Origin of the sequence: Ancylobacter koreensis (genome assembly GCF_023016525.1) — a bacterium.
Classification (GTDB): Bacteria; Pseudomonadota; Alphaproteobacteria; order Rhizobiales; family Xanthobacteraceae; genus Ancylobacter; species Ancylobacter koreensis.
In genome coordinates this window covers 970,806-990,091 of the sequence record NZ_JALKCG010000001.1, presented here as the reverse complement: position 1 = coordinate 990,091, position 19,286 = coordinate 970,806, and the positions used below count along the sequence as shown (strand labels likewise).

21 protein-coding genes are annotated in these 19,286 nt (G+C 69.5%); 12 read left to right on the top strand and 9 right to left on the bottom strand.

All coding sequences use genetic code 11. From position 1 onward, the window contains the following. The first annotated feature begins 2 nt into the window (after positions 1-2). Both MWN33_RS04530 and MWN33_RS04525 read left to right on the top strand, forming a co-directional pair. Positions 3-278 carry a DUF6460 domain-containing protein gene (locus tag MWN33_RS04530; protein ID WP_247199156.1) on the top strand — a complete coding sequence of 92 codons (276 nt, stop codon included), beginning with the start codon at positions 3-5 and terminating at the stop codon, positions 276-278. 4 nt (positions 279-282) lie between these two features. Then, on the top strand, positions 283-1,608 hold the full coding sequence (locus MWN33_RS04525) for an MATE family efflux transporter (RefSeq protein ID WP_247199154.1): 1,326 nt from the start codon (positions 283-285) through the stop codon (positions 1,606-1,608). Positions 1,609-1,614: 6 nt separating this feature from the next. On the opposite strand, the gene MWN33_RS04520 is transcribed toward MWN33_RS04525, so the two are convergent. The 3 genes from MWN33_RS04520 to MWN33_RS04510 form a co-directional block, all read right to left on the bottom strand. After that, complete coding sequence (locus MWN33_RS04520) at positions 1,615-2,694, bottom strand: quinone-dependent dihydroorotate dehydrogenase (protein ID WP_247199152.1); 1,080 nt, start codon at positions 2,692-2,694, stop codon at positions 1,615-1,617. 3 nt (positions 2,695-2,697) lie between these two features. Further along, positions 2,698-3,048, bottom strand: a complete 351-nt coding sequence (locus MWN33_RS04515) for a DUF952 domain-containing protein (RefSeq protein WP_247199150.1) — start codon at positions 3,046-3,048, stop codon at positions 2,698-2,700. A 69-nt stretch (positions 3,049-3,117) separates the two neighbouring features. Next, the gene (locus tag MWN33_RS04510) at positions 3,118-4,560 is read right to left on the bottom strand and encodes a pyridoxal phosphate-dependent decarboxylase family protein (protein ID WP_247199148.1); all 1,443 of its coding nucleotides are present in this window, start codon (positions 4,558-4,560) and stop codon (positions 3,118-3,120) included. Positions 4,561-4,712: 152 nt separating this feature from the next. Between MWN33_RS04510 and MWN33_RS04505 the strand changes: the two genes are divergently transcribed. Further along, complete coding sequence (locus MWN33_RS04505; RefSeq protein ID WP_247199146.1) at positions 4,713-5,339, top strand: helix-turn-helix transcriptional regulator; 627 nt, start codon at positions 4,713-4,715, stop codon at positions 5,337-5,339. A gap of 74 nt (positions 5,340-5,413) precedes the next feature. On the opposite strand, the gene MWN33_RS04500 is transcribed toward MWN33_RS04505, so the two are convergent. Next, the gene (locus MWN33_RS04500; RefSeq protein WP_247199144.1) at positions 5,414-5,671 is read right to left on the bottom strand and encodes a YMGG-like glycine zipper-containing protein; all 258 of its coding nucleotides are present in this window, start codon (positions 5,669-5,671) and stop codon (positions 5,414-5,416) included. Between the two features lie 300 nt (positions 5,672-5,971). Here MWN33_RS04500 and MWN33_RS04495 point away from each other — a divergent pair, with 300 nt between their 5' ends. Continuing rightward, complete coding sequence (locus MWN33_RS04495) at positions 5,972-6,607, top strand: peroxiredoxin (protein WP_247199142.1); 636 nt, start codon at positions 5,972-5,974, stop codon at positions 6,605-6,607. Between the two features lie 170 nt (positions 6,608-6,777). Here MWN33_RS04495 and MWN33_RS04490 read toward each other — a convergent pair whose 3' ends face one another. From MWN33_RS04490 to def, 3 genes are read right to left on the bottom strand one after another with little or no spacing between them, the layout of a single operon-like run. After that, positions 6,778-7,233, bottom strand: a complete 456-nt coding sequence (locus MWN33_RS04490) for a GNAT family N-acetyltransferase (protein WP_247199140.1) — start codon at positions 7,231-7,233, stop codon at positions 6,778-6,780. Further along, on the bottom strand, positions 7,230-8,147 hold the full coding sequence (fmt, locus tag MWN33_RS04485) for a methionyl-tRNA formyltransferase (protein WP_247199138.1): 918 nt from the start codon (positions 8,145-8,147) through the stop codon (positions 7,230-7,232). Before fmt ends, MWN33_RS04490 begins: the two co-directional genes overlap by 4 nt. A gap of 48 nt (positions 8,148-8,195) precedes the next feature. Continuing rightward, complete coding sequence (def, locus tag MWN33_RS04480) at positions 8,196-8,750, bottom strand: peptide deformylase (protein WP_247199136.1); 555 nt, start codon at positions 8,748-8,750, stop codon at positions 8,196-8,198. 122 nt (positions 8,751-8,872) lie between these two features. Between def and MWN33_RS04475 the strand changes: the two genes are divergently transcribed. The 3 genes from MWN33_RS04475 (at position 8,873) to MWN33_RS04465 (ending at position 11,377) form a co-directional block, all read left to right on the top strand. Next, positions 8,873-10,066 (top strand): DNA recombination protein RmuC, encoded by a 1,194-nt coding sequence (locus MWN33_RS04475; RefSeq protein WP_247199134.1) that lies wholly within the window; start codon positions 8,873-8,875, stop codon positions 10,064-10,066. Positions 10,067-10,162: 96 nt separating this feature from the next. Continuing rightward, on the top strand, positions 10,163-11,062 hold the full coding sequence (locus MWN33_RS04470; protein WP_247199132.1) for a LysR family transcriptional regulator: 900 nt from the start codon (positions 10,163-10,165) through the stop codon (positions 11,060-11,062). A gap of 135 nt (positions 11,063-11,197) precedes the next feature. After that, positions 11,198-11,377, top strand: coding sequence for a DUF1328 domain-containing protein (locus MWN33_RS04465; RefSeq protein WP_247199130.1), 180 nt, complete (start codon positions 11,198-11,200; stop codon positions 11,375-11,377). A 221-nt stretch (positions 11,378-11,598) separates the two neighbouring features. Here the strand turns inward: MWN33_RS04465 and MWN33_RS04460 are convergent, their stop codons facing one another. Together MWN33_RS04460 and MWN33_RS04455 are read right to left on the bottom strand one after the other, a co-directional pair. Beyond that, positions 11,599-12,150 (bottom strand): sigma-70 family RNA polymerase sigma factor, encoded by a 552-nt coding sequence (locus MWN33_RS04460; RefSeq protein ID WP_247199129.1) that lies wholly within the window; start codon positions 12,148-12,150, stop codon positions 11,599-11,601. Next, positions 12,147-12,386: a NepR family anti-sigma factor gene (locus MWN33_RS04455; protein ID WP_247199127.1), complete on the bottom strand. Its 240-nt coding sequence runs from the start codon at positions 12,384-12,386 to the stop codon at positions 12,147-12,149. The genes MWN33_RS04460 and MWN33_RS04455 overlap by 4 nt, the downstream gene beginning before the upstream one ends. A 200-nt stretch (positions 12,387-12,586) precedes the next feature. On the opposite strand from MWN33_RS04455, the gene MWN33_RS04450 reads away from it, so the two are divergent. The 5 genes from MWN33_RS04450 (at position 12,587) to MWN33_RS04425 (ending at position 19,258) form a co-directional block, all read left to right on the top strand. Then, positions 12,587-13,390, top strand: a complete 804-nt coding sequence (locus tag MWN33_RS04450; RefSeq protein WP_247199125.1) for a response regulator — start codon at positions 12,587-12,589, stop codon at positions 13,388-13,390. A 9-nt stretch (positions 13,391-13,399) separates the two neighbouring features. Then, positions 13,400-14,725: an HWE histidine kinase domain-containing protein gene (locus tag MWN33_RS04445; RefSeq protein ID WP_247199123.1), complete on the top strand. Its 1,326-nt coding sequence runs from the start codon at positions 13,400-13,402 to the stop codon at positions 14,723-14,725. Between the two features lie 290 nt (positions 14,726-15,015). Continuing rightward, on the top strand, positions 15,016-15,459 hold the full coding sequence (locus MWN33_RS04440) for a hypothetical protein (RefSeq protein WP_247199121.1): 444 nt from the start codon (positions 15,016-15,018) through the stop codon (positions 15,457-15,459). A gap of 142 nt (positions 15,460-15,601) precedes the next feature. Beyond that, on the top strand, positions 15,602-16,174 hold the full coding sequence (locus MWN33_RS18990) for a PRC-barrel domain-containing protein (protein WP_281493567.1): 573 nt from the start codon (positions 15,602-15,604) through the stop codon (positions 16,172-16,174). A 291-nt stretch (positions 16,175-16,465) separates the two neighbouring features. Beyond that, a complete protein-coding gene (locus tag MWN33_RS04425) occupies positions 16,466-19,258 on the top strand; it encodes a [protein-PII] uridylyltransferase (RefSeq protein ID WP_247199119.1) in 2,793 nt (930 codons plus the stop codon). Positions 19,259-19,286 lie beyond the last annotated feature (28 nt).

Here is a 19,286-nt window from a genome sequence, read left to right as displayed (position 1 = left end):
TCATGTCCGACCACCACAACAGTCTCGGCCGCTGGATGGGCGGCTCGCCCTTCTGGGTGCTGCTGCGCCTCATCGCGCTGTCGGTGGTGGTCGGCGTCATCCTCGCCGCGCTGGGGCTCGACCCGCTGAACATCCTGTCCAGCCTCGAAAGCCTGATCCGCCATCTGTTCAATTTCGGCTTCGAGACGGTCGAGCGGCTGTGGCGCTATTTCCTGCTCGGCGCGGTCATCGTCATCCCGCTCTGGTTCATCACCCGCATCGCCAGCCGCGGACGCTGACACCGTGAACATCGCGTCCGGCGGCCGGGAGGAGGTCACCTCCCGGCGCTTCCTCGTCATCGCCCTGCCGGCGACGCTGGCGCAGATGACGACGCCCGTGCTCGGGCTGGTCGCCACGGGCGCCATCGGCCGGCTGGGCGATGCGGCGCTGCTCGGCGCCGTGGCGGTCGGGGCGCTGCTGTTCGATTTCGTGTTCTGGGTGTTCGGCTCCATCCGCATGGGCACGGCGGGCCTTACCGCGCAGGCGCTCGGGCGCGGTGACAGTGTCGAACTGCGCGCCGTGCTGCTGCGCTCGCTGCTGATCGCGCTCGTCGTCGGCCTCGCGCTCATCGTGCTGCACCTGCCGCTGTCCCACCTCGCCTTCCTCGCCATGGGCGCCAGCGAAAGCGTGCACGAGGCGGCGGCGCTCTATTTCGCGGTGCGCATCCTCTCCGCGCCCTTCGCCATCGGCAATTTCGCCCTGCTCGGCTGGCTGGTCGGCATCGCCCGCACCGATATCGGCCTCGGGCTGCAGATCCTCATCGCCGCGGTCAACGCGGTGGCGACGCTGCTGCTCGTGCTGCACTGGGATTTCGGCATCGCCGGCGCGGCGGCAGCGAATGTGCTGGCAGAGGTCGTCGGCACGCTGGCCGGGCTCGGTGCGGCGGCAAGGCTCATCGGGCGCGACTGGCGCCTGCCCTGGCGCGTCGTGCTCGACCGCGCCCGGCTGTTCGAGACCGTGGCGGTGAACGGCGACATAATGATCCGCACCGCGCTGATCATGAGCGTGCTGCTGTTCTTCACCGCGCAGGGCGCGCGCCATGACGACGTGACGCTCGCCGCCAATGCGGTGCTCTACAACATCGTCATGGTGACGGCCTTCTTCCTCGACGGCTTCTCGACCGCCGCCGAACAGATCTGCGGCCAGAGCATCGGCGCGAAGGACCGGGCGGGCTTCCGGCGCGCGGTGCGCCTCGTCCTCCTGTGGGGCTTTGGCTTCGCCGCCCCGGCCACCGGGCTGCTGATCGTCGGCGGCGGCGCGCTGATCGACCTTCTGGCGGCGAATGAACAGGTGCGCGGGGTCGGCCGCGCCTTCCTGCCGCTGGCGGCGCTGACCCCGCTGCTCGGCGTCGCCGCCTTCGCCTATGACGGCATCTATGCCGGCTCGACCTGGGCGCGCGACATGCGCAACCTCATGTTCCCGGCGGTGGCGCTGTTCTTCCTCGTCTGGTGGCTCACCCTGCCGCTCGGCAATGAGGGGCTGTGGATCGCCTATCTCGCCTTCATGGCCGGGCGCGGCGTGTTCCTCGCCCTCCGCCTGCCGGCGCTGGAACGGCGCAGCTTCGCCTGAACCGGCTCACGTGCCGGGAAAGCGTTCCGCCACCCGCTCGCGGGCGCGCCGGCCGGTGAGCGCGGGAAGCGTCGTGCCCTCGCGCGTCAGGCGGGCGAGCAGCCCCTGCTTGATGCGCGCGGCCAGCCCGAGCCCCTCATAGACGAGGCCGGAATAGAGCTGGATCAGGCTGGCGCCGGCCTCGATCTTGGCCAGCGCCGTCTCCGGGCTGTCGATGCCGCCCACGCCGATCAGCGGAAAGGCGCCGTCGGCGCGCACATAGGCTTCCGCCAGCATGCGGGTCGAGAGCGCGAAGAGCGGCCGGCCGGAGAGGCCGCCGGTCTCAATGCTGTGGCGCGAGCGCAGCCCCGCCGGACGCGAGATCGTGGTGTTGGAGACGATCAACCCGTCGACGCGGCGCCGGCGCACCACCTCGATCACCCCGTCGAGATGGGCCAGCGCGAGATCCGGCGCGATCTTCAGCAGCAGCGGCACGCCGGGCGCCACGCGCTCGCGCGTCTCCATCAGCCGCGCCAGCAGCTCGTCGAGCGCCTTCTCCTCCTGCAGGTCGCGCAGGCCCGGCGTGTTGGGCGAGGAGACATTGGCGGTGAAATAGCTGGCGAGGCCGGCGAAGGCCTCGATGCCGGCGACGTAATCGGCGGCGCGGTCGGCCGAATCCTTGTTGGCCCCGACATTCACCCCGACGATGCCGGGCCGCCCCTTGCGGGCGGTCAGCCGCGCGCGGGCCGGGCCGTGGCCGCCGCTGTTGAAGCCGTAGCGGTTGATCACCGCGCGGTCCTCGGTGAGGCGGAAATTGCGCGGTCGCGGATTTCCCGGCTGCGGGCGCGGCGTGAGGGTGCCGACCTCGACGAAGCCGAAGCCGGCGGCGAGCATCGCGTCGGGCACCTCGGCTTCCTTGTCGAAGCCTGCCGCCAGCCCCACGGGGTTGGGGAAGGAAAGCCCGAACAGCGTCACGCCGAGGCGCGGATCGTCGACCGGCGCCGGGCCGGCCGGCAGGGTGGACAGCGCGCGTATGGCGAGGCCGTGCGCCGTCTCCGGGTCGAGCAGGCGGGCCGCCGGCAGAGCGAGATCGAGAAGCGCGCGCATCGCCTAGCCCTCCAGCTCGGGAAACACATGCCGCCCGTCCGGCCCGAGCCGCAGCGCCTGCACCGAGACCACCGCGCCGAGATCGAGCGGGGCGTAGAGATGGGGGAACAGCGCGCCGCCGCGCGAGGGTTCCCAGCGCAGTTCCGCCGGGTCGAGCGCGTCGATGCGGACGGTGACGACCACGAGGTCGTCCTGCCCGGCGAAGTGCCGGCGCGCGGTCTCCGCCACCTGCGCGAGCGTCGAGAAATGGATGTAGCCGTCGGCGATGTCGACCGGCGCGCCCTCGAAGCGGCCGGCCGCCTCGGCTTCCAGCCAGAGCGCGCGCGGCGCGATCTTGTAGATGAATTCGGTCAAGTCGGAGCCCCCGCTGTCGACGCGGCGCACGTCACAGTTCAATGACGCAGTTCAGCCGCGGCTCAGGCTCTAGCCCTGCGCGGCGGCGCTGGCAACGGACCTCCACGCCGCGATCATCGCCCGCGCCGAGCGGTCGATGTCTTCTTCGGTCGTCGAATAGCCGATCACCGAGACCCGCATCGCCCAGCGCCCGCGCCATTTCGCCCCGCCGGCGAAGCAGGTGCCGTCCGCCTGGATCGCGGCGATGGTGGCGAGCGTGGCCGCGTCGTCCGCCTCGACGCCCGCCCCGTCGCCGAAGCGCACGAGGATCTGGTTGAGCACCACCTCATTGAGCACCGCGATGCCGGGCTCGGCGGCCAGCCGGTCGGCGAGGCGGCGGGCCAGCGCGCAATGGCGCTCCACCATCGCCGCCATGCCGTCGCGGCCGAAATGGCGCAGCAGGGCCCACGTCGCGAAGCCGCGCGCGCGGCGCGACAGCTCCGGCACCAGATGGGAGGGGTCGCGCTCGGCCTCCCGCACCGGCGGCAGATAGCTTGCGGCGATGGTCATGGCGCGCCGGTGCGCCTCACCGTCGCGCACGATGGCGTAGCCGGAATCGAACGGCGTCTGCAGCCATTTATGGCCGTCGCTCGCCCAGGAATCCGCCAGCTCGACGCCGTGCGCCAGCCCGGCGCGGGAGGGGCACGCACGCGCCCACAGGCCGAAGGCGCCGTCGACATGCACCCAGGCGCCGCGCGCCTGCGCCATCGGCACGAGGACGTCGTGCGGGTCGAAGGCGCCGGTGTTGAGCTGGCCGGCCTGCGTCGCCACGATCAGCGGCCCTTCGCCGCTCTCGGCCAGCGCCCGCTCGAAGGCCTCGGGACAGATGGCGCCCTGCGTATCGGTCGGCACTCTCACGATGCTCTCGCGGCCGAAGCCGAGATGGCCGAGCACGGAGGGAACGGTGCTGTGCGCGTCGGCGCCGATGAGCACGCGCACGCACGGCGCACCGAACAGGCCGTGCGCGGCGACGTCCCAGCCGGCGCGGCGCAGCACCTCGCCGCGCGCGGCGGCAAGGCCGACGAAATTCGCCATGGTCGCCCCGGTGACAAAGCCGACGGAGCACTGAGCCGGCAGCGCCAGCAGCTCCAGCAGCCAGCGCGCCGCCACGGTCTCGGCGGCGGCGGCGGCGGGCGCCGCCACATGGTTGGCGGTGTTCTGGCCCCAGGCCGAGGCCAGCCAGTCCGCCGCGACGCCCATGGGGTGGGAATTGCCGATCACCCAGCCGAAGAAGCGCGGCCCGGTGGCGGGATGCAGCCCCGGCTCGGCCGCGCGCACGAGAGCGTCGAGCACGGCCTGCGCCTCCTCGCCCTCGACGGGGAGTTCGCCCTCGAAGGCCTCCACCGCCTCGCCATAGCCCATGGAGGGGCGGCCGCGCACGGCGTCGCCGTCCCGATAGTCGGCGGCGCGCCGGGCGGCCTCCATCAGCAGCGCGCGGGTGGCGCTGTCGCGGTGTTCGCTCGGCTCGGCCATGGCGTGTCTCCCTCGGGGGCGCGCACTCTAGACCGCGCTCCCGGCGTGTCCAGACCGTCGGACACGGGCGGGAATGGGGCCGCAACGGGACTGGACGCGGACCGAAATAGGGTATAATTCCTGTTCATCCGACCATATTCCGAGCCGCCCCCATGCTCACCCATGCCCAGATCTGGCGGGCCGTCGACCGGCTGGCCGAGCGCCACGGAATGAGCGTCTCCGCGCTTGCCAAGCGGGCCGGGCTCGACGCCACCACCTTCAACCGCTCCAAGCGCGAGGCGGCGGACGGGCGCGCGCGCTGGCCCTCCACCGAGAGCATCGCCAAGATCCTCGCCGCCACCGGCACCGGCCTCGACGACTTCATGGCGATGGTGGACGGCACAAGCGGGGCGCGGCGCGCCATTCCGCTGATCGGCTTCGCGCAGGCGGGCGCCGGCGGCTATTTCGACGATGCCGGCTTTCCGGTGGGCGGTGCCTGGGACGAGATCGCCTTCCCCGCCGTCGGCGACGAGCACGCCTATGCGCTGGAGATTTCAGGGGATTCCATGCTGCCGCTGTACCGCGACGGCGATCTTGTGGTGGTCTCGCCCGCCGCGCCGGTGCGCCGTGGCGACCGGGTGATCGTCAAGACGCGCGAGGGCGAGGTGCTCGCCAAGGAGCTCAAGCGCCGCACCGCACGCACGGTCGAGCTGCGCTCGCTCAACCCCGAGCATCCCGACCGGCTGCTGCAGGAGGGCGAGATCGCCTGGATCGCCCGCGTGCTGTGGGCCAGCCAGTAGCGTTGCCGGCCGTCATAAGGAAAACGGCCCCGCTGGGGGGCCGTTCCTTAAGGTCCGTTCGAGGGGCTGCGCTATCAGCAGCGCACCGCCACGCGGCGGCCATAGGCGTCATAGGCGTAGCAGTCGCCCGGCGAGGTCGCCGCGCCGATCAGCGCGCCCGTGCCGGCGCCGATGCCCGCGCCGATCGCGGCCCCGGTGCCGCCGCCGGCGATGCCGCCGATCACCGCGCCCGTGCCGCCGCCGATGAGCGCGCCGCCGGTCGCCCGGCGCTCGGTGGTGGTGCAGGCCGCGAGGCTGAGCGCGACGGCCGAAATCGCAACGATCTTGAGCATGGATCCCCTCCAGATGTGGCGGCCCCGGCCGATGCGGTCCGGCGCCCGTTTCGCGTGGCGTAAGCGGAACGCGGCCCTGCGGCGCGCGTTTCCGCGAAAAGCACGGGCGCCCGCTTGTCGTCACAGAGCCGTCCGGCCGCCCGTGCTGTAACGTGTGCGTGGCCCGTCGGTTCCATCCGCGCCCGATTGGGCGCACGATCGGCGCGGTGGCAGGCGCAGGATCGCGCTTCCACCGCGCCGTCGTGCGCAGTAAGATATAAAAATTATAGAATTCTCGTTCACCGCTTCCGGGAGCCTGTCATGACCATCCGTCTGGGGGACGTCGTCCCCGATTTCGAGGCCGAGACCACCGAAGGCCCGATCCGCTTCCACGAGTGGCTCGGCTCTTCCTGGGGCGTGCTGTTCTCGCACCCGAAGAACTTCACCCCGGTCTGCACCACCGAGCTCGGCCAGGTCGCGCGGCTGAAGCCGGAATTCGACCGCCGCAACGTCAAGGTGATCGGCCTCTCCGTCGATCCGCTCGACGCGCACGCCAAATGGTCGGACGACATCGCGGAGACGCAGGGCTACGCGCCGAACTTCCCGCTGATCGCCGATCAGGACCGCAAGGTCGCCGACCTCTACGACATGATCCACCCGAACGCCTCCGACACCATGACGGTGCGCTCGGTGTTCATCGTCGGGCCGGACAAGAAGCTGAAGCTCTCGCTCACCTATCCCGCGAGCGCCGGGCGCAACTTCGACGAGATCCTGCGCGTGATCGACTCGCTCCAGCTCACCGCCCAGCACGCCGTCGCCACCCCGGCGAACTGGAAGGACGGCGACGACGTGATCATCGTTCCTTCGGTGAGCGACGAGGCGGCGAAGGAGAAATTCCCCGGCGGCTGGAAGACGCTGAAGCCCTATCTGCGCCTGGTCCCGCAGCCGGGCAAGTGAGGCGCAGCGGCCGGCCGGAGAACCGTTTTCCTGCCGGAACAACGTCATCCCCGGGCTTGACCCGGGGATCCACGATTTCCCTTAGTAGCCAAGACGTGGATGGCCGGGTCAAGCCCGGCCATGACGGAGCGCGGCGGCAATCGCAGCGCCCGTGCACCGGCGCGCGCGCCTCAAAAATCCAGCGTCTTGCGGTACTGGATGAAGCCCGTGCGCTCGGCCACCGCGTTGTAGAGCCGCTGCGCCGTCGCGTTGGTCTCGTGGGTGAGCCAGTAGAGCTTGGCGGCGCCCTGCGCCCGCGCCTCGCCCGTCACATGGGCGATGAGCGCGCGCCCGAACCCACCGCCGCGCTGGCCGGGCTCCACGAACAAATCGTTGAGATAGCAGGCCGGCCCGACCGACCATGTCGAGCGATGGAAGATCCAGTGCACCAGCCCGACCGACCGCCCCTCGCCGTCGAAGGCGAGCGCGCCGTGCACCGGCGCGGCGGGATCGAGCAGGCGGGCCCAGGTGGTGGCCGTCACCTCCTCGGGCAGCGACGCCTCGTAGAAGGTGAGGTAGCCCTGCCAGAGCGGCAGCCAGAGCGCGTGATCCTGCGCCGTCAGCCCCCGGATCGACGGCGCGCTCATGCCAGCACCGTGCCGGCCACGAGATCGGTGCCGCGCAGGAAATCCTGCGCCGCCATCGCCCGGCTGCCGGCCTTCTGCACCTCGACGAGCCGCACCGCGCCCTCGCCGCAGGCGATGGTCAGCGCCTCGTCCAGCACCGTGCCGGGAGAACCCGAACCCGCGGCCCGCGTCGAGCGCAGCACCTTCACCCGCGCGCCCTCGAATTCGAACCACGCGCCGGGAAAAGGCGAGAGGCCGCGCAGATGGTCGTGCACCGCCTGCGCCGGCTTGCCCCAGTCGATGCGGGTCTCGGCCTTGTCGATCTTGGCGGCGTAGGTGACGCCCTCGGCCGGCTGCGGCGCGAAGGAAAGCGCGCCGCGCTCCAGCGCCGCCAGCGCCCGGCCCATCAGGTCGCCGCCGACGACCATAAGCCGGTCGTGCAACTCGCCCGCCGTCATATCCGCCCCGATGGCGACGCGCTCGACGAGGCCGACCGGCCCGGTGTCGAGCCCGGCCTCCATCTTCATGACGGCGACGCCGGTCTCGGCGTCCCCGGCCATGATGGCGCGCTGGATCGGCGCGGCGCCGCGCCAGCGCGGCAGCAGAGAGGCGTGCAGGTTGAGGCAGCCGAGCCTCGGCAGGTCAAGTATGTCCTGCGGCAATATACGGCCATAGGCGACCACCACCGCGACATCCGCCTCATGCGCGGCGAAGGTCTGCGCCGCCTCCGCGCCGCGCAGTGTCGCCGGCGTCAGAACGGGGATGCCGAGCCGCTCGGCGGTGCGGTGCACGGGCGAGGGCACCAGCTCCAGCCCGCGCCGCCCGGCCTGCGCCGGCGCGCGTGAATAGGCAGCGACCACCTCGTGGCCGGCGCCGACGATCTCGACCAGCGTCGGCACGGCGAAATCGGGCGTGCCCATGAAGACGATGCGCATGCGGGCTCCCGGCGGATGGAAAGGAAAGTTAGAGCCGCGGCGGCGGGATCAGACCCCGTCGCGCTCCTTGTCGCGGGCGAGCTTGGTGAACTTCTTCACCACCCGGTCGCGCTTGAGCTTGGAGATGTGGTCGATGAACAGCACGCCGTTGAGATGGTCGATCTCGTGCTGCACGCAGGTGGCGAGCAGCCCGTCGGCATCGATCTCCTGCGTCTCGCCGTTGAGGTCCATGTAGCGCACGCGCACGCTCGCGGGGCGCTCGACGTCGGCGTAATATTCCGGGATCGACAGGCAACCCTCGGAATAGACCGAAATGTCGTCCGAGGCGGCGACGATCTCCGGGTTGATCAGCGCGATGGGGCGCTTCTCCTCGCTCGCCTCGTCGCCTTCCTTGCCCTCGGCCTCGCGCGGGCCGACATCGACGGTGATGATGCGCTCGGGAATGCCGACCTGGATCGCCGCCAGCCCGATGCCGGGCGCGTCGTACATGGTCTCGAACATATCCTCGACGATGGCGCGCACGCGCGCGTCCACCCGCACGACGGGATCGGAAATCAGCCGCAGGCGGGAATCGGGAAGGATGACGAGAGGGCGTATCGACATGCCGTTCAGATAGTAGACAGCCCGGCCCCGGTCAACGCCGTGCCCTGCTTCCGTGACAGGGGAAAACGGGCGATGTTCCCGCTCCGTTCGCATCGCGATTTCGAATCTGCTAGAAGCGGCGCATGGATCAGGTGCTCTTCGCTCTCGGCAGCCACCCGGTGACGCTCGTGCAGGCGCTCGCCGGCGCGGGCGCGCTCGCCTTCCTCCTTCTCCTCGCGGTGCTGCGCGCGGTCTCGCGCGGCGCCCGGCAGAACGCCGAGGAGGCGGACGAGCAGGCCCGCCGGGCCGATGAGCTGGAGCTCCGCCTCGCCGACCTCGCCCGCACGCAGGCGGAGACCATCGGGCGCGTGCAGTCCATGGCCGAGGTGCTGGCGCAGCGCCAGGGCGAGCTCGCCCGCGCGGTGGCGGAGCGGCTCGACGCCACGACCCACCGCATGGGCGAGAGCCTCGCCCGCTCGGCCGAGGCGACGCACGAGAACCTGACGAAGCTGAACGAGCGCCTCGCGCTGGTGGATCAGGCACGCGCCTCGCTGGGCGAACTCTCCGGTCAGGTGATGAGCCTGCGCGAGACGCTGTCCAACAAGCAGGCGCGCGGCGCCTTCGGCGAGGGAAGGCTGCAGGCGCTGGTCGCCGACGGCCTGCCGCGCGACAGCTTCGCCTTCCAGCACACGCTGGCCAGTGGCCGGCGCGCCGACTGCGCCATCTTCCTGCCGGGCGACAAGCGCCCGCTGCTGGTCGATTCCAAATTCCCGCTGGAAGCCGTCACGGCCTTCCGCGAGGCGCAGACGGAAGAAGCGCGCAAGCAGGCGCAGGCGCGGCTCAGGGGCGATGTCGGCAAGCATGTGAAGGACATTGCCGAGCGCTATCTCGTCAGCGGCGAGACGCAGGATATCGCGCTGATGTTCGTGCCCTCCGAGTCGGTCTATGCCGAGCTGCACGAGCATTTCGACGAGGTGATCCAGCAGGCCTTCCGCGCCCGCGTCGTCATCGTCTCGCCCTCGCTGCTGATGCTGGCGGTGCAGGTGGTGCAGGCGATCTGCAAGGACGCCCGCATGCGCGAGCAGGCCGACCTCATCCGGCTCGAATGCGGCCGGCTGGTCGACGATGTGAAGCGGCTACGCGATCGCGTGGGCAATCTCCAGAAGCATTTCGGACAGGTGAACGAGGATGTGGCGCAGGCGCTGACCTCGGCCGACAAGATAGCCCGGCGCGGCGAGCGCATCGAACAGCTCGAATTCGGCGAGGCCGTGCCCGCACAGGCGGAGCTGCCGGAGCTCCTGCCCACCCCGCTCGGCCTGCGCGGCGCGGCGGAATAGCGCTGCCGGCTTCTCTTCACTCCAATTCGCAGGAACCGCTTTCTCTGATAGTCTGATAGAATCCTTCTATCGTACCCGCCTCAGAAAGCCTCCCGCGTGATCGACCGTTTCGAACTTCTGCTTGCCCTCGCGAAGGAACGCCATTTCGGCCGCGCCGCCGAGGCCTGCGGCGTCACCCAGCCCACCCTCTCGGCGGGGCTGAAGCAGCTGGAGGAACAGCTCGGCGTGCGGCTCGTCGAGCGCGGCTCGCGCTTCATCGGCTTCACCCCGGAGGGCGAGCGCGCGCTGCAATGGGCGCGGCGGGTGATCGGCGACGTGCGTGCCATGCGGCAGGAAATCGCCGGCATGCGCCGGGGCCTCACCGGCCATCTGCGCATCGCCGCCATCCCGACCGCCATGCCGATGCTCTCCGAGCTCACCACCCCCTTCCACGAGAAGCACGCCGACGTGCGCTTCACGCTGATCTCGGCCAGCTCCAACGAGGTGCTGCGGCTGATCGAGAATCTGGAGGCGGACGCCGGCGTCACCTATCTCGACAACGATCCGCTGGGCCGGGTGAAGACCGTGCCGCTCTACCGCGAGGGCTACCGCTTCCTCACCTCGGTGGATTCCCCGCTCGGCGACCGCGCGCGCGTGACGTGGAAGGAGATCGGACAGGTGCCCCTGTGCCTGCTCACGCCGGACATGCAGAACCGGCGCATCGTCGACAAGCAGCTCGCCGAATCCGGCCACGCGGTGACGCCGATGCTGGAGGCCAACTCCACCATCGCCCTGCTCTCGCATGTGCGCACCGGCAAATGGGCGAGCGTCGTCGCCAACACGCTGGCCGATGTCTTCGCCTTTCCCAGCAGCATCCGCTCCATCCCGATCGAGGAGCCCGAGGTCTCGCACCAGATGGGCCTCGTGGTGCTGGACCGCGAGCCGATGACGCCGATCGTCACCGCGCTGCTGGCGGAAGCGCGGGCCATCGCGCCGGCGCTGGCCGGGCGGATATGACACCGCCTGGGCAGCCCCGTCGCGCCGTCGGGGGTACGGTGGAACCCTGAGCCGGGAACCCTGAGCCGGCTTGGCGGTTGTCTTCGCGAAGCGGCGGCGCTGGCCGCGTCTGCCGCACCTCAAACGGAGGCAAACATGCTGGGTTGGGCCGTCACCTTCCTCGTCGTCGCGCTGATCGCTGCCGTTCTCGGTTTCGGCGGCATCGCGGGAACGGCGATCGAGATCGCGAAGATCATCTTTTTCGTCGCCATCATCCTGTTTCTGGTATCGGCCGTCGTGGGCCTGCTCCGCGGCCGTCCCGGCCGGGTTCCCTGAACCCGGATCGCGCCGTCCGCACCGGCGAAGCAAAACGCCCCCGGCACTGCCGGGGGCGTTCGCGTTTGTGGCCGTGGGCCGCGACCGGGTTCGCCTCAGCATGAAATCGCCGAAGCCGGCGGCGGCCCGGCAGCAGAGCGCTTTCCCGCAGACGCTGGAAGCCAGCGGCGAGGCGACATTTTCAGGTTGGGGGAACGTATTCGGAAAGAAGGATTAGGCGTTCAGGCCCGCTCGGCGGCCAGCACGGCGCGGGTGGTCTTGTCGGGGCCGAAATCGTCCCCGTCCTCGATGGCGAGCAGTTCGCCGAGACGCTTGCGCGCGCGGTTGACGCGGCTCTTGATGGTGCCGACCGCGCATTCGCAAATGTCGGCCGCCTCCTCATAGGAGAAGCCGGAAGCGCCCACGAGCACGAGAGCCTCGCGCTGGTCCGACGGCAGCTTGTCGAGCGCCGTGCGGAAATCCTCGAAATCCAGATGCGTCGTCTGGTCGGGATTGGTGGTCAGCGTGGCGGCGAAGGCGCCGTCGGAATCCGGCACTTCCCGGCGCCGCTTGCGGTATTCCGAGCGGAACAGGTTGCGCAGGATGGTGAACAGCCACGCCGGCAGGTTGGTGCCCGGCCGGAAGCTCGAAATATTGGCGAAGGCCCGCAGCAGCGTCTCCTGCACCAGATCGTCGGCGCGGTCGACGCTGCCGCTGAGCGAGATGGCGAAGGCGCGCAGATTGGGGATGGCGGCGATGATATCGTCGCGCAGCGACGGATCGACCGTGCTCACGTGCGACCTCCGCCATCCTCTTCCGGCGTCTTGCCACCGGCCTTGTCGAGCTGCGCGAGCAGATCCATGAAGCGATCCGGCACGCCCTGGCGCACCACATCGTCATACATGGCCCGCAAATGCTGCCCGATCTTGGCCTGGATATCGGTTCCCAGGGCCGTACCGCCGCCCCGGCTGGGCGTATTCATGAAGGCTTCCGCCGTGGCGGACTGGCCCTCGGACTGATCGTCGTTCATAGTCTTCTTTCCCGACATTGAGCCCCCAGATGTCAGAGTGCGGTGACGGCTCCGTCGCTCCTTGCCCGGCGATAACGGCGCCGGGGAACAACGGTTCCAGAAACGACGAAAATTTTGACATTTTTTTTCGGCCGTCCGGAACCGGTATCGTGATCGTGCGTTATCGGTCGCTTCAGTCTTGCAGTATTGGGGAGATGCGAGTGAGCATTTCACAACTTGTCGCGCAGCATCTACCGTTCCTGCGCCGCTATGCGCGCGCGCTGAGCGGCAGCCAGACGGCGGGGGACGCCTATGTCACCGCCATGCTCGAAACCCTCATCGCCGACCCCGGCACCCTCGACCGTGACCTCGAGCCCCGCGTGGCGCTGTTCCGCCTTCTCACGCGGCTGTGGGATTCGGTGACGCTCAACGCGCAGACCGAGCCCGTGCCGCTGCAGGTGCAGGGTGAGCGACGCCTCGGCCACATCACCCCGGTGGTGCGTCAGGCCTTCCTTCTGGTCTCCCTCGAAGGCTTCACCGAGGAAGACGCGGCGACCATTCTCGACGTCGACGTGCCGACCCTGCGCCACCTGGTCGAGGATGCCGGCCGCGAACTCGCCGCCGAGATCGCCACCGATGTGCTCATCATCGAGGACGAGCCCTTCATCGCGCTGGACCTCGAAGGCCTGGTGGAAAGCCTCGGCCACCGCGTCACCGGCATCGCGCGCACCCATACCGAGGCGGTCGAGCTCGCCCGGCGCAAGGCCCCCGGCCTCATCCTCGCCGATATCCAGCTCGCCGACGGCTCCTCGGGTCTCGACGCGGTCAACGAGCTGATCGAGAAGGTCGAGGTTCCGGTGATCTTCATCACCGCCTATCCCGAGCGCTTCCTCACCGGCGTTCGGCCCGAGCCGGCCTTCCTCATCGCCAAGCCCTTCCAGCCTTCCACCGTCGCCGCCGTGATCAGCCAGGCGCTCTTCTTCGAGCGGCGGGCGCGTCCCCGGGAGCAGCGCGCCACCGCCTGAGCATAAGAGATGCTGTCTCTGTCAATCGACCTCATCGACGATTCCGCTCGATGGGTGACGATCGTGTCGTCCCTGGCCATTGCCATCGGCCTCGCCCGCCTGCTTCGGCTCCGGCCGGACCTCAGCGGGCGCGCCCGGCTTCTCGGCTGGCTTCTGGTGGCGCTGGTGGCGATGTTCGGGCTGCTGTCGTTGCTCGTCGTCCTGGACGATACGCGGAGCGTCCCCTGGCTGCAGACCGGCGTGCGCATCGGCATCGCCGCGCTCAACGCCGTCGGCGCCGTCGCGCTCTGGGCGAACTTCCGGGCGCTGATCAACATGCCCTCACCCGGCCATGTGGCGCAGGAACAGCGCCGTCTGACGCTTGAGCTCGCCACCGCGCTGCAGCGCTACGAGATGGCGCTGCGCGGCTCCAATGTGGCGATCTTCACGCAGGACGCCGCACTGCGCTACACCTCGATCAGCAAGCCGCTCTTCGGCTATCCCGTCGAGCAGGTGCTCGGTTCCACCGATGCCGAGCTTCTGGGCGAGGCCCGCGCGCAGCCCGTCACGCTCCTCAAGCGGGAATCGTTCGGCGCCTCGGCCGCTCGCAAGGGCGAGACCGAGGTCGAGGAGGACGGTGTCAAGCGCTGGTACGACATCCATATCGAGCCGCTGCGCGACCTCTCCGGCACGACGGTCGGCCTTACCGGCGCCGCTGTGGACATCACCGAGCGCAAGGAAAACGAGCAGCATCTGCGGCTGCTGATGCGCGAGCTCACCCACCGCTCGAAGAACCTACTGGCGGTGATCCAGGCCATGGCGCGGCAGACCGCCCGTCATGCCGGCTCGATCGACGATTTCGTCGAGTTCTTCAGCGCCCGCCTGCAGGCCCTGTCGCGTTCGCACGACCTGCTGGTCCAGGAGAGCTGGCACGGCGCCTCGCTCAACGACATGGTGCGCTCGCAGCTCGGCCACCATCTCGACAACGAGAACGGCCAGGTCGCCATGAACGGGCCCAACATCTTCCTCAAGCCCGAGGCGGCGCAGAATATCGGCCTCGCTTTGCACGAACTCTCCACCAATGCGGTGAAGTACGGCGCGCTGTCGGTGCCGGCCGGGCGGGTGGAGATCCGTTGGGCGCGCCGTCTCGCCGAGGCGGGGGGCGGCTTCGAGCTTGCCTGGCGCGAGAGCGGCGGCCCGCCGGTCGCCCGCCCCACCTCGCGCGGCTTCGGCTCGCTGGTCATCGAGCGCAACCTCGCCCGCGCCCTCGACGGCACGGTGGAGCTGAACTTCGACGTCGCCGGCGTGGTGTGCAACGTCTCCGTCCCCGAGCACCACCTCACCGCCGAACGCTAGCCGCGCCGAAGGCCCGGCAGCGCGCGCGACACCGGCCGCAGAGCGGCCGGGAACCAGATTCCTTTCCGTGCGTTAAGCATAGGACGGCGGCAATGCCGCCACGTTCACTCTCATCAGCATGCGCGCGCGGAAGATTTTCGCGGCGGGGACGTTCATCCCTGCCGCATGGGCGCTCCTGTGCCCATCGGCCCGCGACGCTCGCGAAGGACAGACGAAGGGGACAGGCCATGGAAAGGACCGCGCGCAGGTTTGCCGCCAGAATCACCCTCCGCCGCAAGGCGGCGCCGGTCGTGCACACGGCCCCGACCGCGCCCTCGCGCGGCGTCGCCTATCTGCTCGGTGCCGCCACCGGCGCGATCCTCATGGTGCCGATCACCGCCGCCGCAGTGAGCAGCGGCAGCTTCGTCCGCCTCGCCCCCCAGCCGCTGGCCATCGATGTGATCGGCCCGGCCAGCTTGGTTCCCGCGCCGGTGGTCAACCGCGCCGCCAAGGGTCCGCGCCTCGACATCGCTCCCGCCACGGCCACCCAAATCCCGGCAGCCCCGGCGGCGCCGGGCGTCAATCCGGTGGTCGAGAACGCGACGCCTTCCATCCCCGCTTCCACCACGCCGCCGCGGGTCATGCGCACCCCAAAGGGCTGCCTGTCCTCCATCGGCGTGACGCGGGCCAATCTCGCCACCGAAGAACTGACGGTGTGCGTGACGGACGCCTCGACCATCGCCCGCATCTACTGAGATCGCACTATCTCATTACCAGAATTGAAGAATTCGTTCAGAGGCGGGAACCAGGACAATACAGGCGCGTTACTTGTACAGACGATCGCCTGATCGGTTCTTCATCACTTCACATGAACGAAACACGTTACGGGAGATGACGATGACCAGCAAGCTTGCGACCCTGACCGCCGCCGCCGCCCTGGCGATCGCGCCGGCCGTCGCCTTCGGCCAGAGCCCCGCTCCGGAAACCACCACCCCGCCCGCCGCCAGCCCGGCCCAGCCGGACGCCGGCGCGCCGCAGGCCCCGGCCTCCGAGATGCCGAACACCCCCGCGGCCACGCCGAGCACCACCCCCGCCCCGGCGGACAGCGCGGCGGCCACCCCGGTGCCCTCGACGCCCAAGTTCGTGAACGCCCAGACCACCGGTCAGTGGCTCGGCTCCGACCTCGTCGGCACCGATGTCGTGACCTCGACCGACGAGAAGCTCGGCTCGATCAGCGACGTGGTGGTCGAGCGTGACGGCAGCATCATCGCTGCGGTGATCGATGTCGGCGGCTTCCTCGGCATCGGCGCCAAGCCGGTCGCGGTGTCCTTCGATTCGCTGACCCCGACCCCGACCGACAACGGTCAGAAGATCGTGGTCGCCCTTTCGAAGGAAGAGCTGAACAACGCGCCGGAGTTCAAGACGCTGGAGCAGCTCCGCACCGAGACCTCCGAGGCGAAGACCAACTGACGCCTCTGATTTCCGGCACCTGATGCGCGGGCGGTTCGCCGCCCGTCGCTCCGGCATTGCCGGCACGCGTAGCGACGGGCTGGGCCTTGCCCGCCGTCAGGATGGACATGCCCGGCCCTCGCGCCGGGCATGTCACGTTATGGGGTTCGGTTTCGCGCCGTCGCTCTCTTTCGGCAGCGTGAACTGGCGCCATATTCGGCATGTCGCGTTTTGCGGCGATTGCGCCGCGCCGCACGATGACGGGGCGGACGGGATCGGCTACATCGGATATCCGACCAGCCGGACCGTGACATGACCGAACCCCGCCGCCGCACCGACCATCCCTTCAAGGAACTGTTCGACATCGACGCCCAGCGCGAGGAGCTCGAAGCCCTCGCCCGGCAGGTGCTCGACGACGGCAAGGCCGGGCGCGAGATCGAGCTGCGCAGCCAACTCGCCAAAAGGCTGAAGGCCGCCTACCAGCACGGCCACAAGACCGCCGAGCGCTGGCTCATGGAGGAAGGCTCCGGCCGGCGCTGCGCCGAGCGTCTCTCGCGGCTGCAGGACGAGATCATCGCGCTCGTCCACGAGCTGGCGGTGAAGTTCCTCTACCGCTCCGACAACCCTTCCACCTCCGAGCGCATGGCCATCGTCGCGGTGGGCGGCTACGGGCGCGGGCTGATGGCGCCGGGCTCGGACACCGACATTCTGTTCCTGCTGCCCTACAAGCAGACCGCCTGGGGCGAGAGCGTCGCCGAGGCGATCCTTTATGTGCTGTGGGACATGGGGCTGAAGGTCGGCCACGCCACCCGCTCGGTCGACGAGTGCATCCGTCAGGCGCGCGGCGACATGACGATCCGCACCGCGCTGCTGGAGGCGCGGCTGCTGCTTGGCGAGAAGTCGCTGTTCGACGAACTGACCCGGCGCTTCGACGCCGAGGTGGTGCAGGGCACGGCGGTCGAGTTCGTCGCCGCCAAGCTCGCCGAGCGCGAGGACCGGCTCAAGCGCGCCGGCCAGTCGCGCTACGTCGTCGAGCCCAATGTGAAGGACGGCAAGGGCGGGTTGCGCGACCTGCACACGCTGTTCTGGATCGCCAAATATGTCTACCGCGTGCACGAGACGCGCGATCTCGTCGCCAAGGGTGTGTTCACGCCGGAGGAAGCCAAGATCTTCCGCCGCTGCGAGGATTTCCTCTGGTCGGTGCGCTGCCACCTGCACTTCCTCACCGGCAAGGCCGAGGAGCGCCTGTCCTTCGATCTCCAGCGCGAGATGGCCGAGCGGCTGGGCTACATGGCCCATCCCGGCTTGAAGGATGTCGAGCGCTTCATGAAGCACTATTTCCTCGTGGCGAAGGATGTCGGCGACCTCACCGCCATCGTCTCGGCCGCGCTGGAGGAGCGCCACGACAAGCCGGTGCCCCGGCTCGACCGCATGATCGCCCGGCTGCGCCGCTCGGGCCGGCGCACGCTGAAGGAAAGCGCCGACTTCATCCTCGACAATGACCGGATCAACGTCGCCGATCCGGAAGCCTTCCAGCGCGATCCGGTCAACCTGATCCGCATCTTCCAGCTCGCCGGCAAGCACGGCCTCGCCTTCCACCCGGACGCGATGCGCCTCGCGACCCGCTCGCTCAAGCTGATCGACGCCAAGGTGCGCGACAATCCGGAGGCGAACCGGCTGTTCCTGGAACTGCTGTGCTCGAAGGAAAGCCCGGAGATCGTGCTGCGGCGAATGAACGAGACCGGCGTGCTCGGTCGCTTCATCCCGGAATTCGGCCGCATCGTCGCGATGATGCAGTTCAACATGTACCATTCCTACACGGTGGACGAGCACCTCATCCGCTCCATCGGCGTGCTCTCGCAGATCGAGCGCGGCGACCGGCCGGAATACGGCATCGCCAACGAGGTGATGCAGCAGATCAAGAACCGGCAGCTCCTCTATGTCGCGGTGTTCCTCCACGACATCGCCAAGGGCCGGCCGGAAGATCACTCGATTGCCGGCGCGCGCGTCGCCCGCAAGCTGTGCCCGCGCTTCGGCCTCTCGGCAGTCGACACCGACACCGTGGCGTGGCTGATCGAGCAGCACCTCACCATGTCCACCATCGCCCAGTCGCGCGACCTCTCCGACCGTAAGACGATCGAGAACTTCGCCGCCGTCGTGCAGAACCTGGAGCGGATGAAGCTGCTGCTCATCCTCACCACCGCTGACATCCGCGCGGTCGGGCCGGGCGTGTGGAACAACTGGAAGAGCCAGCTCCTGCGCACGCTCTATTACGAGACCGAGCCGGTCATCACCGGCGGCTTCTCCGAGAGCAACCGCAACCTGCGCGTCGGCCGCGCGCAGGCCGCCTTCCGTGCCGAGCTGAAGGAATGGGACGGCGCGGCGCTCGACGCCTATCTCGCCCGCCACTACCCCACCTACTGGCTGCAGACGGACCTCGCCCACCAGCTCGCCCATGCCCGCTTCATCCTCGCCGCCGAGGCGGAAGGCCGGGCGCTGGCGACCACCTCGCGCACCGACCCGAAGCGCGGCATCACCGAGCTCACCGTCTTCGCACCCGATCACCCAAAGCTGCTGGCGGTGATCGCGGGCGCCTGCGCCAGCGCGGGGGCGCACATCGTCGACGCGCAGATCAGCACCACGACGGACGGGCGCGCGCTCGACACCATCTCGCTCACCCGCGCCTTCGAGCAGGACGAGGACGAGATGCGCCGGGCCGAGCGCATCGCGGGCGCGATCCAGAAGTCGCTGTCGGGCGAAATCCGGCTGCCCGAGGTGGTGGCGAAGAAGATCCCCAAGCGCCCGCGCGCCTTCACGGTGGAGCCCGAGGTCACGCTCAACAATTCGTGGTCCAACCGCCACACCGTGGTGGAGGTCTCCGGCCTTGACCGGCCGGGCCTGCTCTACGGGCTCACCCAGACCCTCTCGCGGCTCAACCTCAACATCGCCTCCGCGCATATCGCGACCTTCGGCGAGCGGGCGGTGGACGTGTTCTACGTCACCGACCTGATGGGCGCGAAGATCATGGGCGCCGCGCGCCATTCCGCCATCCGCCGGGCGCTGCTGCAGGTACTCGACGCCGACGACGAGGCCAACGCGGCGTAGACGCAACCGCGCCTGCCGCCACTTACCG

Excerpts from the sequence above, each read along its gene's own strand:
- MWN33_RS04520 (WP_247199152.1), bottom strand. The coding sequence starts at position 2,694 with ATGCGCGCGCTTCTCGATCTCGCTCTGCCGGCGGCCCGCCTGCTCGAC.
- MWN33_RS04530 (WP_247199156.1), top strand. The coding sequence starts at position 3 with ATGTCCGACCACCACAACAGTCTCGGCCGCTGGATGGGCGGCTCGCCC.
- MWN33_RS04445 (WP_247199123.1), top strand. The coding sequence starts at position 13,400 with ATGCTGTCTCTGTCAATCGACCTCATCGACGATTCCGCTCGATGGGTG.
- MWN33_RS04490 (WP_247199140.1), bottom strand. The coding sequence starts at position 7,233 with ATGAGCGCGCCGTCGATCCGGGGGCTGACGGCGCAGGATCACGCGCTC.
- def (WP_247199136.1), bottom strand. The coding sequence starts at position 8,750 with ATGTCGATACGCCCTCTCGTCATCCTTCCCGATTCCCGCCTGCGGCTG.
- MWN33_RS04425 (WP_247199119.1), top strand. The coding sequence starts at position 16,466 with ATGACCGAACCCCGCCGCCGCACCGACCATCCCTTCAAGGAACTGTTC.
- MWN33_RS04475 (WP_247199134.1), top strand. The coding sequence starts at position 8,873 with ATGGATCAGGTGCTCTTCGCTCTCGGCAGCCACCCGGTGACGCTCGTG.
- MWN33_RS04510 (WP_247199148.1), bottom strand. The coding sequence starts at position 4,560 with ATGGCCGAGCCGAGCGAACACCGCGACAGCGCCACCCGCGCGCTGCTG.
- MWN33_RS04500 (WP_247199144.1), bottom strand. The coding sequence starts at position 5,671 with ATGCTCAAGATCGTTGCGATTTCGGCCGTCGCGCTCAGCCTCGCGGCC.
- MWN33_RS18990 (WP_281493567.1), top strand. The coding sequence starts at position 15,602 with ATGACCAGCAAGCTTGCGACCCTGACCGCCGCCGCCGCCCTGGCGATC.
- MWN33_RS04495 (WP_247199142.1), top strand. The coding sequence starts at position 5,972 with ATGACCATCCGTCTGGGGGACGTCGTCCCCGATTTCGAGGCCGAGACC.
- MWN33_RS04455 (WP_247199127.1), bottom strand. The coding sequence starts at position 12,386 with ATGAACGACGATCAGTCCGAGGGCCAGTCCGCCACGGCGGAAGCCTTC.
- MWN33_RS04505 (WP_247199146.1), top strand. The coding sequence starts at position 4,713 with ATGCTCACCCATGCCCAGATCTGGCGGGCCGTCGACCGGCTGGCCGAG.
- MWN33_RS04465 (WP_247199130.1), top strand. The coding sequence starts at position 11,198 with ATGCTGGGTTGGGCCGTCACCTTCCTCGTCGTCGCGCTGATCGCTGCC.
- fmt (WP_247199138.1), bottom strand. The coding sequence starts at position 8,147 with ATGCGCATCGTCTTCATGGGCACGCCCGATTTCGCCGTGCCGACGCTG.